Below are 14230 nucleotides of genomic sequence, written 5' to 3'. Positions count from 1 at the left end.
CCACGATGCAGTGCGCTGGTAACAGGGACGAGGGAATCGCATGGAACTGCTGACATTGCTCGTAGTGTTGCTGATCTCGCTGGGCGTCGGCCTGGCGCTGCAGTGGCCCGAACTGCGCCGTCGGACACTGCCGAGCTACTCCCAGCGCGCGCCGTTCCTCGGTGGCGGCACCCCCGATAGCCACGCCTGGAACCGCTATCACATCCGCTATTACCCGATGACTCTGCTGCTGATCGCCTTCGAGATGGAGATGATGTTCATGTACCCATGGGCGGTGGTGTTCGTCGAAAAAGGGCTGATGGCGGTGATGGAGATGGGCATGTTTCTGGCCATCCTGTCGGTGGGCATCGTCTACGCCTGGCGCGAAGGGGTGTTCAAGTGGCAGTGAGCTGGCTCGAACGACTCGCGGCGCGCGCGCCGGTTCCGGTCTATCCGCTGCTGGGTATCGGCGGCGAGCGGGTGCTGTACGAACTGGCCCTGGCCGGACGCGTCGCGCGGGTCGACTCGCCGCGCCATGCCAGCGTGCTGCTGGTCGCCGGACACGTGCCGGCGCAGCACCACGAAGCGCTCAAGCGCGTGCATGACCAGTTGCCGCGCCCGTTCGCCACGCTGTGGTTTCGCAGCCAGCCGTTGCCCGGGCTGGAAAATGCCCGGCGGGCCGACGATCTCGCGACACTGGCGGACGAGCTGGTCGCGCTGCACCGCGAGCTGCACACCGGTCAGCGCGGCAGCTCGCCGCGGCTGCTGCCCGACGAGCCGCCCAATCCCTGGCAGGGGTTGGGCGACGACGGCCACGGTGGAGAAGGGATGATGGGCGGCACGCCTTATGGCCGGCCGATGGCGATGAACATGCAGGACGACATCCGCGACGGCCTGACGCTCGATTCGCTGACCTTCCGGCTGGGACCGTTCTATCCGCTGCTGCCGCCCGGGCTGGCGGCCGAGATCACCCTGCAGGGCGACGTGATCCAGTCCTGGACGAGCCTGTCGTCCGCCTACCCCCGCGCCCTGGATGCGATCTTCCAGACGGCCCGCGAGCAGCCGGTGTCGATCGCCGAACTCGAGCTGGCGCGGGCCCGGCATCATCTCCGGCAACTCTACCTGGCGCTGCGCCTGGCCGGCCTCGAGAGCCTCGGGCTGCAGGCGCTGCGTCTGGCGCGCGGTCTGACGCCGGCGAGTCGCATCAATGGCCTGCGTCGGCGACTGATGCGCTCGGGATTCTTCAACCTGGCGGCGCTCGACGGTGGCGTGCTGGATGCCGAGATGGCGCGCCGGCTCGGCGGTCCGGCGGCGCGCGCCGCGGGCATCGACGCCGACCTGCGGCGCGACGATGCGCACTATCGCCGCCTCGGTTTCAGTCCGGTGTTGAGCTGGGGCAGCGACACCCGGGCGCGCTGGCAACAGGCTCTCGGCGAGATCGAGCAATCGCTGGCGCTGGCCCGACGCGCCGTGGACGAGGGCGATCCGTTGACCGCCGCTCCCGGCAACGTGGAGACCCCCTGCGGCCCGTGGCGCGATCGACCCTCGCCGGCGGCCGGCGGCTGTCTCGATGAGCTGCTGCCCGGCCTGGAATGGGACAGCGCGCTGGCGACCATCGCCAGTCTGGATCTCGCCCCCGTCAGCGCCTCGCCGCCACCCGGCGAGGCGTCTGCGGAGTCGGCAAGCGCGTCCAGTGGGTCGCATGAAGAGGGCGCGCCATGAATGTATTGCCGGCTCTGGCCCTGGTGTCGCTGACGCTGATCGCGGGCGGTTATCTCGTGGCGGTCGCCGACCGGCTGATCGCCGGCGCCTGCGGCTGGCCGCGCCAGGGGAATCCCTGGCTGGCCCCCCTGGCGCGTGGCGCCTGGCTCTACCGCCAGGACGCCAACGTCACCGAGGCGCCCGACCGCCCCGCCTGGCGGCTGGCCCCGGCGCTCTACCTGGCGCTGGCCGCACTGGGCCTGGCGCTGGTGCCCTGGTCGCCGACCCTGATCGCCTCAAACCTGGCCACTGGGGTAGTGCTGTGGGGCAGCCTCGAGGCGCTGGCCACGGTGGCGATCTTCCTGCACGGCTGGTCGGCCAACGCGCCGTTGGCGCTGATCGGCGGCTACCGCTACGTGGCGCTGGGGCTCTCTTACATCCTGATCAGCATGTTCGTGCTGATCGGCGTGGTGCTGCCCGCCGAGTCGCTGCAGTTCTCGCAAGTGGTGGCCACCCAGGGCGAGCTTTGGAACGTGGTGCGCCAGCCGCTGGGGCTGCCGCTGTTTTTGATCGTCGGGCTGGGGCTGACCTTCTGGGGTCCGCTCAACCTGGCCGACTCGACGGATCTGGCCGGGGGCACCGCCAGCGAGGTCTCGGGGCCGCCGCGGCTGGTCTGGGAGATCGCCCGGATGGCGATGCTGGTGGCCTTCAGCGCTATCGCGGCCACGGCCTTCCTGGGGGGCTGGCAGGGGCCGTGGCTGCCCGGGCCGTTGTGGCTGGCGCTCAAGATGCTGGCGATACTGCTGGCGCTTTTGTGGCTGGGCCGGGTATTGCCGCGCCTGGCGCCGGAGCGCTGCGTCACGCTGATGTGGGTGGTGCTGTTGCCGCTGTCGTTCGTGGATCTCGTCTGGGCCGGGCTGGAGGCGCTGTGATGCAGTCGAGCCTGCTCGCCGACGCGATCTTCTGGGTACTGGCCGCGCTTGCCATAGTCAGCGGCTGGCGGGTGTTCCGCACCGACTCGATGGTCCGTGCATCGTTCTTTCTGCTCGCCTCGTTCATCGCCGTGGGCGCGATCATGCTGCTGCTGGCGGCGGTTTACCTGGGAGTGGCGATGCTGTTCATGATGGCCGTCGAGATGACGGTCATGGCGCTGTTCATGGTGATGTTCATGATGAATCCGGCGGGGCTCAACCCGATGATGATGGTCCATCAGCATCGCCTGTCGATCGTCGCGGGTGGCCTGGCCTTCGCGCTGCTGGGGACGCTGGCGCTGTTCGTCGAGTTCCCCGACCGGCCGTTGCCCCAAGGGCTCGAGCCGGTGGCTTCGCTGGGCCGCGAGATGCTCGGCGATTCGATGCTGGTCTTCGAGTCGGCGGGCATCGTGCTGCTGGCGACGATGCTCGGCGTGGTGGTGTTGTCGAGCCATCGCGGGCGCTTCGGCGCCGCCAACGAAGGCTCATTGCCGCCGGGACTCGAGCCGGGCGGTGCCCCGGCCGGCCCGCAGTCCGACTCGGGGGAGTCGGACGGCCATCACCACCATTGCCACTAGCCTCCAGGGAGCGATCAACACAGGGAGACGTGGAATGACCTTGGTAACCCTCCTGCTGGTCGCCGCCGCGCTGATCGGCATCGGCCTGTATGGCGCGCTGTCGCAGCAGTCGTTCGTGATGCTGATGATGGGGCTCGAGCTGATGCTCAATGGCGTCATGCTGGCCGCGGTGGCGTTCTGGGCCTATAGCGGCGCGGGCGCGCCGGAAGGGCAATTGCTAACGATCATCGTCATGGCGGTAATGGCCATCGAGATGGCCATGGGCTTCGCGCTGGTGGTGGCGGTATTCCGCGGTAAGCAGGCCGACACCACCGAAGCGCTCGACGAGCTCAAGCACTGATGTTGTGGTCGCTGGGACTGTTGCCGATAGGCGCGGCGGCGCTGCTCTACCTAGGTGGCGCGCGGCTGGGACGCATCGCCGTGACGGCGTCGGCGGCGTTGGCCGTGCTGGCCACGCTGGGGCTGGCGGCGCTCGCGCTGGCCACCGGCTGGGGCGAGGCGGCGTATCGCTGGAGCGACGTCTTGGCGTTGACCCTGGCGCCGTCGGATGCGGCGGCGGTGTTTACCCTGGCGGTGCCGCTGATCGCGCTGCCGATCATCGTCTACGCGGGCTTCCACGAGCTACCGCCGGGCGAGACCGGCCGGGGCGGTGTTCGGCTGCTGGCGCTGTTGGTCGCCTTCGTCGGAGCCATGCAACTGCTGGTGCTGGCCGACGACCTGCTGATGCTGTTGATCGCCTGGGAGCTGATCGGCGCCTGCTCGTGGGCGCTGATCGGTTACCGCTGGGGCGAGGCGGAAGTGACGCGCGATGCGCTGACGGCCTTTTTGACCACGCGCTGCGGCGATCTGGGGCTATACGTCGCCGCGGCGGCGGTATTCGCCGGCAGCGGCGGCTTCGGCTACGCCGACCTAGCCGCGCTCGAGGGACCGTTACTGGACATCGCGGTGGCCGGCATCGTGTTGGCGGCCGCCGCCAAGTCGGCACAGCTGCCGTTTTCCGCCTGGCTGTTCGCCGCCATGGCCGGGCCGGTGTCGGTCTCGGCCCTGTTGCACGCGGCAACCCTGGTGGCCGCGGGGCTCTATCTGCTGGCGCGTCTGCAGCCGATCCTCGACGGCGTGGCCTGGTTCGTGCCGCTGGTGATCGCGATCGGCCTGACCACCGCGCTGGCGGGTGCCATGACGGCAATCTGCCAGGGCCATGCCAAGAAGCTGCTGGCGGCCTCGACCTCATCGCAGTACGGGTTGATGTGGCTGGCGGTGGGGGCGGGCTTTCCGGCGGTGGCGCTGGTGCACTTCGTCGCCCATGCGTTCATGAAGGCCGGGTTGTTCCTGTCTGCCGGGCTCGCCGCCAAAGAGTCCGGCGGCTATGAATTGGCCGGCATGCGTCTCGGCCGCCGGCTGCCGGGCGTCGCCGCGACTACGCTGGTCTCGAGTCTGGCGCTGGCTGGGATGATTCCGCTGGGCTCGGCCTGGAGCAAGGAGCAGGTCGCCTCGGCGGCCAGCCAGCAGTCGCTTTGGCTGGCGCTGGGGGTGGCGCTGGCCGGCGGGCTGAGCGCGCTCTACGCGACTCGCTTCCAGCGCCTGGCCTACGGTCGCGCCGACCGCCAAACGCACGATCGCCTGCCGCCGTCGACGCCTCCCACCCGCGGCGAGATCGTCGCGCTGCGCAGCCTGGCGGCCGGTACGCTGCTGCTGTCGATTTTGTGGTGGCCGCCCGCACACCAGGCCGTCGCCGGCTGGCTGGCGACCCACTGGCCGCCCAGCCACTTGTGGCTGCTGCTGGCGTCGCTGGCGCTGGTGCTGGCGGGGATCGTCGGCGGCCTGCTGATGACCCGCCCCGGACGCCGGGTCGAGCCGGCCTCGGCCAGTCAGGCCGTCGTCGCCGAGTGGTTCGGCCTGACCGCGCTGCTCGCGCGCGTGGCGGGCGCGGTCACCGCGCTTGCCCGGCGTTTGGCGCGCTTCGACGATGCGAGGGTCGATGCCGGACTGCACGCCACGGCGCGCTTCGCCGACGCCCTGGCACGGCGCAGCGCGGGGCGCGGCGAAACGCTCGCTGATGGCCTGCCCGGCGGCTTGAGCCGCCTGACCGACCGGGCCGGCGGGTGGGCGCGCAGCGCCCAGAGCGGCCAGACCCACCACTACTACAGCGGTATCGCCATCGGTGTCGCGCTTGTCCTGAGCTTGCTGGTGATAGGAGTCCTGTTGTGATCCTGAGTATTGCCCTGGTCGTACCCCTGCTGGGGGCACTCGCACTGGCCGGTTATCCGCACTGGAACGCCGTTCAGGTGCGTCGGCTGGCCATGGGCACCGCCGCCGTCTCGCTAGCGGCGCTGATCGTCGCCTGGCTGGGATTCGACCCGCAGGGGCCGCAGTTCCAGTACGTTACCGAGCTGCCCTGGGTGCCGTCGCTGGGTGTCGCCTACCGGCTCGGGGTCGACGGCATCGCGCTGGCGGTGGCGACCATGAGCGCGCTGCTGTTCACCGCGGCGGCCGTCTATCCCGTCGATACCCGCGGCGAGCCGCGTGGCTACTACGCCTGGCTGCTGTTCATGCAGGGCGTGTCGCTGGGGGTGTTCCTGACCCTCGACCTGCTGCTGTTCTATGTGTTCTTCGATCTCAGCCTGGTGGGCATGTTCTTCCTGATCGGCCGCTGGGGACATGGCCGGCCGCAGCTCTCGGCGCTCAAGTTCTTCCTCTTCACCTTCGCCGGCTCGCTCTTGCTGCTGCTGGCGATCATCGGCCTGTACCTGGCGCTCGAGCCGCACAGCTTCGACATGCGCCAACTGATCGAGCAGCGCCCGCTGGCCGGCGGCGGGCTCTACGCCGGTCTGGTGTTCCTGGCGCTGATGCTGGGCCTGGCGATCAAGACCCCGCTGGTGCCGCTGCACACCTGGCTGCCGCAGGCCCACGTCGACGCCCCGGGGCCGGTCTCGGCGATTCTCGCCGGGGTGCTGCTCAAGATGGGCGTCTACGGCATGATCCGCCTGCCGCTTTCGATGATGCCCGGGACCTTCGCCCGCTATGCGCCCTGGGTCGGGGCGCTGGCACTGCTGGCGATCGTCTATGGGGCGCTGGTGGCGCTGGGCCAGGGCAATCTCAAGCGGCGCATCGCCTACACCTCGATCAACCACATGGGCTATAGCGTGCTGGGCATCGCCGTGGCGGCGTCGGCATGGGGCGACCCGGCCGCAAGGCAGCTGGCGCTGACCGGGGCCTCGCTGCAGATGGTCGTGCATGGCCTGATCACCGGGGCGCTGTTCTTCATCAGCGGCTCGCTGTGGCAACGCACCGGCGGCTACGAATTGGGCCGCTACGGTGGCCTGGCCCACCAGGCGCCGCGGCTCACCGGCTTCACGGTGCTGGCCGCCTTCGCCAGCCTGGGCATGCCCGGGCTGGCCGGGTTCGTCGCCGAATTCCAGGTGTTCGCCGGCACCTTCGCCGTCTACCCCTGGCTGGCGGCAGTGGCGATCGTCGGCATCCTGATCACCGCGGCGCTGTTCCTGGACATGCTGCGGCGGCTGTTCTTCGGCCATCTGCCGGCTTCGCTGGGCACCTTCAGCGACCTGAATCGCGCCGAGGGGCTAGTGCTCGGCGTGCTGTCGCTGGGTATCGTGACCATCGGCGTCTACCCGAGCTTCGTGCTTGCGCTGCTCGAGTCGGCCTCGGGCGCGCTGGTCGGAGGGCGCTGATGCCGGTCGGCGATCTGCTTCCCGAACTCATCCTGCTGCTGGCGGCGGTGGTGATCGTGCTGTTCGCCTCCTTCGCCGCGCAGCGCCACCAGGCGTGGGCCGCCGGGCTGGCACTGGTCGCGCTGGCCGGCGCGGCGGCGGCCAGCGTGGCGCAGTGGACGCAGGCGCCACAGCTGAGCTTCGCCGGGGTGTGGGCACTGGATCGCCCGGCGATCGTCGCCAAGCTGTTGATCCTGACCGGCGGCGCGGTGTGCGTCGGCCTGTCGCCGGACTGGCTGCGTGGCGATCGTCGCCACGGTGAATACTACGCGCTGTGCCTGTTCACGCTGCTCGGCGCGCTGATGATGGCCTCGGCCCACGACACCATGGAGCTGATGGTCGGGGTGCTGTTGACCTCGGTGGCCAGCTATCCACTGGCGGCCTTCCATCGCGGCTGGGCACCGGCGCTCGAGGCGGCGATGAAATACTACCTGATCGGCGCGCTGACCAATGCGCTGCTGGTACTCGGCGTGGTGCTGCTGTTCGGGTTGGTCGGCGACCCCGGCTATGCGGCCACCGCCGCGGCGTTGGCCGCCGGGGCCGATCCCTGGGGGCTGGTGGTGGCAGTGGCCTGCATCGTCATTGGCCTGAGCTTCAAGCTGGCGGCGTTTCCCGGCCACTCCTGGCTGCCGGACGTCGCCCAGGCCGCGCCGGCGCCGGTCGCCGCGCTGCTGACGGTGGTTCCCAAGATCGCTGCGGCGCTGGCCCTGGCGCGCTTCGTCGCCTTGCTGCCCGATGCGGTCGCCTGGCCGGCGATCGTCGCGCTGATCTCGGCGGTGACCATGACGCTGGGCAACCTGGCGGCACTGCGCCAGCGCGACCTGCGCCGGTTGCTCGGCTGGTCGTCGGTAGCGCAGTCCGGCTATGCGCTGATGGCGATCGTGGTCCTCGATTCGGCGCCGCGCGCGATGCCGGCGCTGCTGGCGTTCCTCGCCGCCTATGCGGTGGCCAATCTGGCCGCCTTCGCGGTGGTCACCCACTGGCGCGGGCGCACCGCGCTCGACGACTATCGCGGGCTGGGGCACAGCCGGCCGCTGGCCAGCGCGGTGCTGATCGTCGCACTGCTGTCGCTGGTGGGCATCCCGCCGCTGGTGGGCTTCGTCGGCAAGCTGCTGCTGTTCGAGGCGACAATCGCGGGCGGCCATGCCTGGCTGGCCGTGCTCGCGGTGATCAACACCGTGATCTCGCTCTACTATTACCTGCGCGTCGCCGCCACGCTGCTGTTCGAGTCGCCGTCGGGCGAAATCGCCGTGCTGGGCCGGGCGTCGGGTTGGACGCTGGCGCTGACGGCGGCGCTGCTGATCGTCATCAGCGTTGCGGTACAGGCGCTGCTGGCGCCGCTGATGGGGATCGGCTTCGTCGGCTAGTGCTGCGCTTCGGGATCATTCCAGCCCGACCATTGCCAGCAGCACCCCGAGATAGGGCGGGATCAACAGCGGCGCCGCCAGGGTCGTCAGCAGCACCGCGATGGCACCCTTCTCGGGCCGGATGTTGAGCTCCATGGCGACCACCACCACGTTGGCGGCCATCGGTACCACGCCGAGCAGCAGCAGCGCCGTGGCCAGGGTGGCGTCGATGCCCACGCTGGCCTGCAGCAGCGCCACCGCGGCGACGCTGAGCAACGGCCAGACGAGATAGCGCAGCGTCACGCAGGCGGCGATGAAGCGCGTGTCGAACTCGCGTAGGGTCACCCGGCCGAGGGTCATGCCGATGATCATCATGCCGAGCACGGTATAGCAGTACTTGAAGTACTCGAGCCCGTCGAGCAACGCGCCGGGCAGCGGCACGCCGAGGCCGCTGACCAGCAGCGCGGCGAGAAAGGCGTAGATCAGCGGCAGCCGGGCGATGCGCACGAGGCTCTGGCGCACCGAGAAGCGCCCGCGGGCACTCAGGTAGAAGCCGACGGTGAACTCGAAAAGGTTGATTCCCAGCAGGCAGAACAGATACTGGGTCACGCCTTCGGGGGGCAGCAGCACCATGGCGATCGGCAGACCGAAGTAGCCGGTATTGCCGGTGCCCGAGGAGAACGCCAGCAAGGCGCTCTCCTCGGCGGCGAAGAACGGCCGGGCCAGCCGCGCGACCAGCAGCGCGATGGCGCTCGACAGCAGGAACAGCGCCGCGCTGAGCAGCAGGTCGTCGGCGCCCGGATCGCCGAGCACCAGGGCGCGAAAGAAGGTCAGCGGGGCGATGACATAGATCAGCAGCGTGGCGATGGGGCGCGGGTCGAGCGCCAGCCGGCGGGCGCACAGCCAGCCCAGGGCGACGAAAGCCAGCAGCATCCATAGCGGTTGGTAGAGATCGGCGTGAGACATCGCTGTTTCCGTGACAAAAGCGCCATGATGCCTGTTCGTCGCGCTGATTGGCAGCGCCCGCGCCTGGTGTCCCGGCGATACTTGACCCTATAGTGACTACAGGCGCGGTAATTGAGTCAAATTCGTCAACGGAGTCCGCTATGGCGCACGACCACGACCACGACCACGACCACGACCACGACCACGCACCCACGGTCACCGCCGACAGTGCCAGGCGCGTCAAGCTCGCCATGTACCTGACCGCCGGCTTCATGCTGGCGGAGGCGATCGGCGGCTGGATGGCGGGGTCGCTGGCGCTGCTGGCCGACGCCGGGCACATGTTCAGCGACAGCTTTTCGCTGGGGCTGGCACTATTCGCCTTCTACATGGGCGACAAGGCGCCGGACAAGCGGCGTACCTTCGGCTATCAACGCTTCCAGGTATTGGCGGCCTTCATCAACGGGCTGACGCTGTTGGGCATCGCGGTATGGATATTCATCGCCGCCGTCGAGCGTTTCACGCAGCCGGTGGACGTGCTGGCCGGGCCGATGATGGCCATCGCGATACTCGGCTTGCTGGTGAATCTCATGGTGTTCAAGATCCTGCACGGCGGCGATCAGGCGAATCTCAACCTGCGCGGCGCGGTATTGCATGTGATGGGCGACTTGCTGGGTTCGGTGGCGGCGATTGCGGCTGCGCTGGTGATCATGCTGACCGGGTGGATGCCGATCGATCCCTTGCTGTCCATGCTGGCCGCGGCCTTGATCCTGCGTGCCGCCTGGAAGATCCTGCGGCGCTCGACTCATACCCTGCTCGAAGGCACGCCGGAAGGCGTCGATGTCGACAGGATTCAAACGGCGCTGGAAGACATCGACGGCGTGGTCGGCGTCCATGACCTGCATGTATGGGGATTGACGCCGCAGGATCCACTGCTGAGTCTGCACCTGGTGGTGCGCGATGACATCTCGCACCCGGCGATCCTGAAGACGGCCTATGCCCGCCTTCAGGCGGATTTCGGCATCAGCCACGCCACCCTGCAGGTCGAAGGCAATGCCTGCCTGACCGGTGGCGATTGCGCGGAGCCGGGGAGCGTCGCCTCGCGCTGAGCCGTCGTGGCCAGCGTGAATCTCGACAAGCGCCAACATGACTGTCATTGAAGTTGCGGCGCGAAACTTTCATTGGTCCCCTACCGGCTAGGGGGGCACAATGCGCTGCATCGACTGGCCGCGATGCGGCCCACTAAAAACGCCGACTGCGCTGGACAAGGGTTGACCGATGAGCACACGAGAGTATCCGCTGGGCATCAGTTTCGAATTCTTTCCCCCCAATACCGACGCTGGACGGGAAAAGCTGTTGCTGGCCCGCGATGCCCTGGCCGAGCGCCGGCCACGCTTCTTCTCGGTGACCTACGGTGCCGGCGGCTCGACCCAGGCGCGCACCCATAACACGGTCAAGCAGGTGCGCGAGTGCGGCATCACCACGGCGCCGCACTTGTCCTGCATCGGCAGCGAGAAGGCGCAGATGCGTGAGCTGCTCAACCGCTATCGCGACGACGGCATCGATAGTCTGGTGGCGCTGCGCGGCGATCTGCCGTCGGGCATGGGCGGCATCGGTGAGCTGCGTTACGCCAACGAGCTGGTCGAATTCATCCGTGCCGAGACCGGCGATCATTTCGAGATCGCGGTCGCCGCCTATCCCGAGGCGCACCCCCAGGCGCCGAGTTTCGAACACGACCTGCAGAACTTCGTACGCAAGGTGCAAGCCGGCGCCGACCTGGCGATCAGCCAGTATTTCTTCAGCGCTGACGCGTACTTTCACTTCGTCGAACGGGCCCGCGCGCTGGGCGTCGAGGCGCCGATCGTGCCCGGTATCATGCCGATCACCAATTACACCAAGCTGGCGCGCTTCTCGGATGCCTGCGGCGCCGATATACCGCGCTGGATTCGCAAGCAGCTCGAAGCCTACGGAGACGATAGCGAGAGCATCCGGGCGTTCGGCGAGGAAGTGGTATCGAATCTCTGCCAGCGTCTGCTCGATGGCGGCGCGCCGGGGCTACATTTCTATACCCTCAACCAGTCGGCGCCGTCATTGCGGATCCTCGATAACCTTGCCTGATTGCGAGGCCGGCGGTTTGTCAGCCTGGCGTGGCGTTGACTAGCCTGAAGAGGCACGTTCACATCACGGATGAGGTAACGCCATGAGCATGATTCGCCAATGCACGCTGGGGCTGGGGGCCGCGCTGCTCCTCGCCGGCTCGGCGCAGGCCGCCGAAGAGCAAGTGCCGATCCATCAGGTTTCCAGCGAAGGCCTCGGCCAGAAGATCGGTGTCGTCATGCTGGAGGATACCGAGCAAGGATTGCTGTTGACTCCCGAACTCGAGGAATTGCCACCGGGCAGCCACGGCTTCCACGTCCACCAGAACGCCAGCTGCGAGCCCGCCATGAAGGATGGCGAGAAAACCGCGGCCGCGGCCGCCGGCAGCCACCTCGACCCCGAGAACACCGGCACCCACCAGGGGCCTAATGGCGAGGGCCATCTGGGCGATCTACCGGCACTCGCGGTGGACGATCAGGGCAAGGCCACCACGCCGGTGCTGGCGCCGCGTCTCGAGGTGGCCGATCTCGAGAATCATGCGCTGATCATCCACGAGGGCGGCGACAATTACAGCGACAACCCCGCGCTGGGCGGTGGCGGCGCACGCATCGCCTGCGGGACCATCGGCTTGAATCCTGATGCGACCCCCGCGACCGGTACCTGATCGGCACGCGCCCTTTTTGGGATGACAGACCACAGAAAAAGCCCTACCGCACGCGGTAGGGCTTTTTTGGCTTAGCCTCTGCTGGAACTCAGCGGGCGTTACCGATCACTCTGGCCATTATTCAGGACTTGGCCGCCGTGTAGAGCTCGTTGGCGTATTCCCAGTTGACCACGCGCCACCAGTTCTCGACGTAGTCGGGACGCTTGTTCATGTAGGTCAGGTAGTAAGCGTGCTCCCAGACGTCCAGGCCCAGCACGGGCTTGCCCTGGACACTGGCGACGTCCATCAGGGTGTTGTCCTGGTTGGCGGTCGAGGTGATTTCCAGCTCGCCGTCGGACTTGACCACCAGCCAGGCCCAACCGGAACCGAACTGACCGGTCGCGGCGCCCAGGAAGGCCTTCTTGAACTCGTCCAGCGAGCCGTACTTGGCGTTGATCGCTTCACCCAGCGCACCCTGCGGCTCGCCACCACCGTTCGGCGACATCATCTTCCAGAACAGGGCGTGATTATAGAAACCGCCGGCATTGTTGCGCACGACCGGCTTCTGCTGGGAGATGTTGGCGAAGATCTGCTCGAGCGATTGGTTTTCCAGTTCGGTCCCCGAGATCGCATCGACGAACTTGTCGAAGTAGGTCTTGTGGTGCTTGGTGTGGTGAACCCGCATGGTGGTTTCGTCGATGACCGGTTCCAGCGCGTCGTAGGCGTAGGGTAAGTCGGGAAACTCGTGTTGCATGATGCATCTCCTCCACTGTCGTTGCTTGATGACGCGTCCTGGCGCCTTGGCTCGGATAATGCGGCTATCGCCGTCGCGGCAATGGCGAAAGAGGCCGCCGCCACGACCTGCCCATTGTAAAGGTATCTGCCATCAGTGTTGATGATAAGAATTCTGCTTTCAAACATAGGCGGGATATCGGTGCGGCGACAGCGGAAATCAGGCAATGTGTGGATTTCCGCACGTCGGCTCGGCAAGCTTGTGTGGATATGCGCACAGTTGCTCGGCCTTGGGTGGCTATCAAAGCCTATGATGGCTGGTAAGCAATTGTTTTCATGAATATTGCTCTTATTGGCACAGCTATTGCCATAAGAGAGACGACAGGTGCCGTCGCAGGCGGCCAATGAGCGGCCGATACAACAAGCCGGACGGTCGCCAGAACTTTCACCGCTATAACATCCGTAAGGAGCCAACAACATGCGTACGCTCAAGCTCGCTTCGCTCACCTCGCTGGCCGCCGGTATCCTGATGGCCGGCTCGGCCTTCGCCGCCGACCCGATCACCATCAAGTTCTCCCACGTGGTCGCCGAGAACACCCCCAAGGGCCAGATGGCCGAGAAGTTCAAGGAGCTCGTCGAGAAGAGCTCGGTCGGCGACCAGGTCGACGTCGAGGTCTATCCCAACTCCCAGCTCTACGGCGACGACCAGGTGCTCGAGGCCATGCTGCTGGGCGACGTCCAGCTCGCCGCACCGGCACTTTCCAAGTTCCAGAAGTACACCGACCAGCTCCAGGTCTTCGACCTGCCGTTCCTGTTCAAGGACATGGACGCGGTCGAGCGCTTCCAGAACAGCGAGACCGGCGAGCAGTTGCTGACCTCGCTGGAGGAGAAGGGCCTGACCGGTCTGGGCTATCTGCATAACGGCATGAAGCAGCTGTCGGCCTCCGAGCCGCTGCGCGTGCCCGAGGACGCCGCCGGCAAGAAGTTCCGCATCATGACCTCCGACGTACTCCAGGCGCAGTTCGAGGCGGTCGATGCCGCGCCGCTCAAGAAGCCGTTCTCCGAGGTCTTCCTGCTGTTGCAGACCCAGGCGATCGATGGTCAGGAGAACACCTACTCGAACATCTACTCGCAGAAGTTCTACGAGGTGCAGCCGTACATCACCGAGTCCAACCACGGCCTGCTCGACTATATGGTGGTGTCTTCAGCCAGCTTCTGGAACGGCCTGCCGGATGACGTGCGTCCGGTCGTCGAAGAGGCGCTGCAGAAAGCGATCGCCTATGGCAACGAGATCTCCGCCCAGGAGAACCAGGAGGCCAAGCAGGCGATCATCGACTCCGGCAAGTCCGAGATCATCGAGCTGACTCCCGAACAGCGCCAGCAGTGGGTCGACGCCATGAAGCCGGTGTGGAAGCAGTTCGCCGACGAGATCGGCCAGGACGTGATCGACGCCGCCCAAGCCGCCAACGAGGGCTGAGGCAGCGGCCATCGTGAACGACGGCGAGCCCCAAGG

14 protein-coding genes are annotated in these 14230 nt (G+C 67.3%); 12 read left to right on the top strand and 2 right to left on the bottom strand.

The window, feature by feature from the left end:
* The first annotated feature begins 40 nt into the window (after positions 1-40).
* The 8 genes from R6258_RS16740 to R6258_RS16705 are packed head-to-tail and all read left to right on the top strand — an operon-like array spanning position 41 to position 8324.
* Positions 41-388, top strand: coding sequence for an NADH-quinone oxidoreductase subunit A (locus R6258_RS16740; RefSeq protein WP_318452845.1), 348 nt, complete (start codon positions 41-43; stop codon positions 386-388).
* Positions 379-1701 (top strand): hypothetical protein, encoded by a 1323-nt coding sequence (locus R6258_RS16735; protein ID WP_318452844.1) that lies wholly within the window; start codon positions 379-381, stop codon positions 1699-1701. Before R6258_RS16740 ends, R6258_RS16735 begins: the two co-directional genes overlap by 10 nt.
* A complete protein-coding gene (locus R6258_RS16730; RefSeq protein WP_318452843.1) occupies positions 1698-2612 on the top strand; it encodes a complex I subunit 1 family protein in 915 nt (304 codons plus the stop codon). The genes R6258_RS16735 and R6258_RS16730 overlap by 4 nt, the downstream gene beginning before the upstream one ends.
* Positions 2612-3229, top strand: coding sequence for an NADH-quinone oxidoreductase subunit J (locus R6258_RS16725; RefSeq protein ID WP_318452842.1), 618 nt, complete (start codon positions 2612-2614; stop codon positions 3227-3229). The genes R6258_RS16730 and R6258_RS16725 overlap by 1 nt, the downstream gene beginning before the upstream one ends.
* 34 nt (positions 3230-3263) lie before the next feature.
* Positions 3264-3569, top strand: a complete 306-nt coding sequence (nuoK, locus tag R6258_RS16720; RefSeq protein WP_318452841.1) for an NADH-quinone oxidoreductase subunit NuoK — start codon at positions 3264-3266, stop codon at positions 3567-3569.
* Positions 3569-5437, top strand: a complete 1869-nt coding sequence (locus R6258_RS16715; protein ID WP_318452840.1) for an NADH-quinone oxidoreductase subunit L — start codon at positions 3569-3571, stop codon at positions 5435-5437. The genes nuoK and R6258_RS16715 overlap by 1 nt, the downstream gene beginning before the upstream one ends.
* A complete protein-coding gene (locus R6258_RS16710; RefSeq protein ID WP_318452839.1) occupies positions 5434-6918 on the top strand; it encodes an NADH-quinone oxidoreductase subunit M in 1485 nt (494 codons plus the stop codon). The genes R6258_RS16715 and R6258_RS16710 overlap by 4 nt, the downstream gene beginning before the upstream one ends.
* The gene (locus R6258_RS16705) at positions 6918-8324 is read left to right on the top strand and encodes an NADH-quinone oxidoreductase subunit N (RefSeq protein WP_318452838.1); all 1407 of its coding nucleotides are present in this window, start codon (positions 6918-6920) and stop codon (positions 8322-8324) included. The genes R6258_RS16710 and R6258_RS16705 overlap by 1 nt, the downstream gene beginning before the upstream one ends.
* A gap of 15 nt (positions 8325-8339) precedes the next feature.
* On the opposite strand, the gene R6258_RS16700 is transcribed toward R6258_RS16705, so the two are convergent.
* Complete coding sequence (locus tag R6258_RS16700; protein WP_318452837.1) at positions 8340-9269, bottom strand: AEC family transporter; 930 nt, start codon at positions 9267-9269, stop codon at positions 8340-8342.
* Between the two features lie 140 nt (positions 9270-9409).
* On the opposite strand from R6258_RS16700, the gene R6258_RS16695 reads away from it, so the two are divergent.
* The 3 genes from R6258_RS16695 to sodC all read left to right on the top strand — a co-directional run bounded on the left by R6258_RS16695 (position 9410) and on the right by sodC (position 12006).
* Complete coding sequence (locus R6258_RS16695; protein WP_318452836.1) at positions 9410-10354, top strand: cation diffusion facilitator family transporter; 945 nt, start codon at positions 9410-9412, stop codon at positions 10352-10354.
* Between the two features lie 169 nt (positions 10355-10523).
* On the top strand, positions 10524-11363 hold the full coding sequence (metF, locus tag R6258_RS16690) for a methylenetetrahydrofolate reductase [NAD(P)H] (RefSeq protein ID WP_318452835.1): 840 nt from the start codon (positions 10524-10526) through the stop codon (positions 11361-11363).
* Positions 11364-11445: 82 nt separating this feature from the next.
* Positions 11446-12006: a superoxide dismutase [Cu-Zn] SodC gene (gene sodC / locus R6258_RS16685; RefSeq protein WP_318452834.1), complete on the top strand. Its 561-nt coding sequence runs from the start codon at positions 11446-11448 to the stop codon at positions 12004-12006.
* Positions 12007-12127: 121 nt separating this feature from the next.
* On the opposite strand, the gene R6258_RS16680 is transcribed toward sodC, so the two are convergent.
* On the bottom strand, positions 12128-12739 hold the full coding sequence (locus tag R6258_RS16680; RefSeq protein WP_318452833.1) for a superoxide dismutase: 612 nt from the start codon (positions 12737-12739) through the stop codon (positions 12128-12130).
* Between the two features lie 456 nt (positions 12740-13195).
* On the opposite strand from R6258_RS16680, the gene R6258_RS16675 reads away from it, so the two are divergent.
* Positions 13196-14194, top strand: a complete 999-nt coding sequence (locus tag R6258_RS16675) for a TRAP transporter substrate-binding protein (RefSeq protein ID WP_318452832.1) — start codon at positions 13196-13198, stop codon at positions 14192-14194.
* Positions 14195-14230: the final 36 nt, after the last annotated feature.

This window comes from Halomonas sp. HP20-15 (assembly GCF_033446685.1).
Taxonomy (GTDB): domain Bacteria; phylum Pseudomonadota; class Gammaproteobacteria; order Pseudomonadales; family Halomonadaceae; genus Modicisalibacter.
The sequence above is the reverse complement of the archived record's forward strand: the minus strand, read 5'-3'. Positions and strand labels throughout refer to the sequence as shown.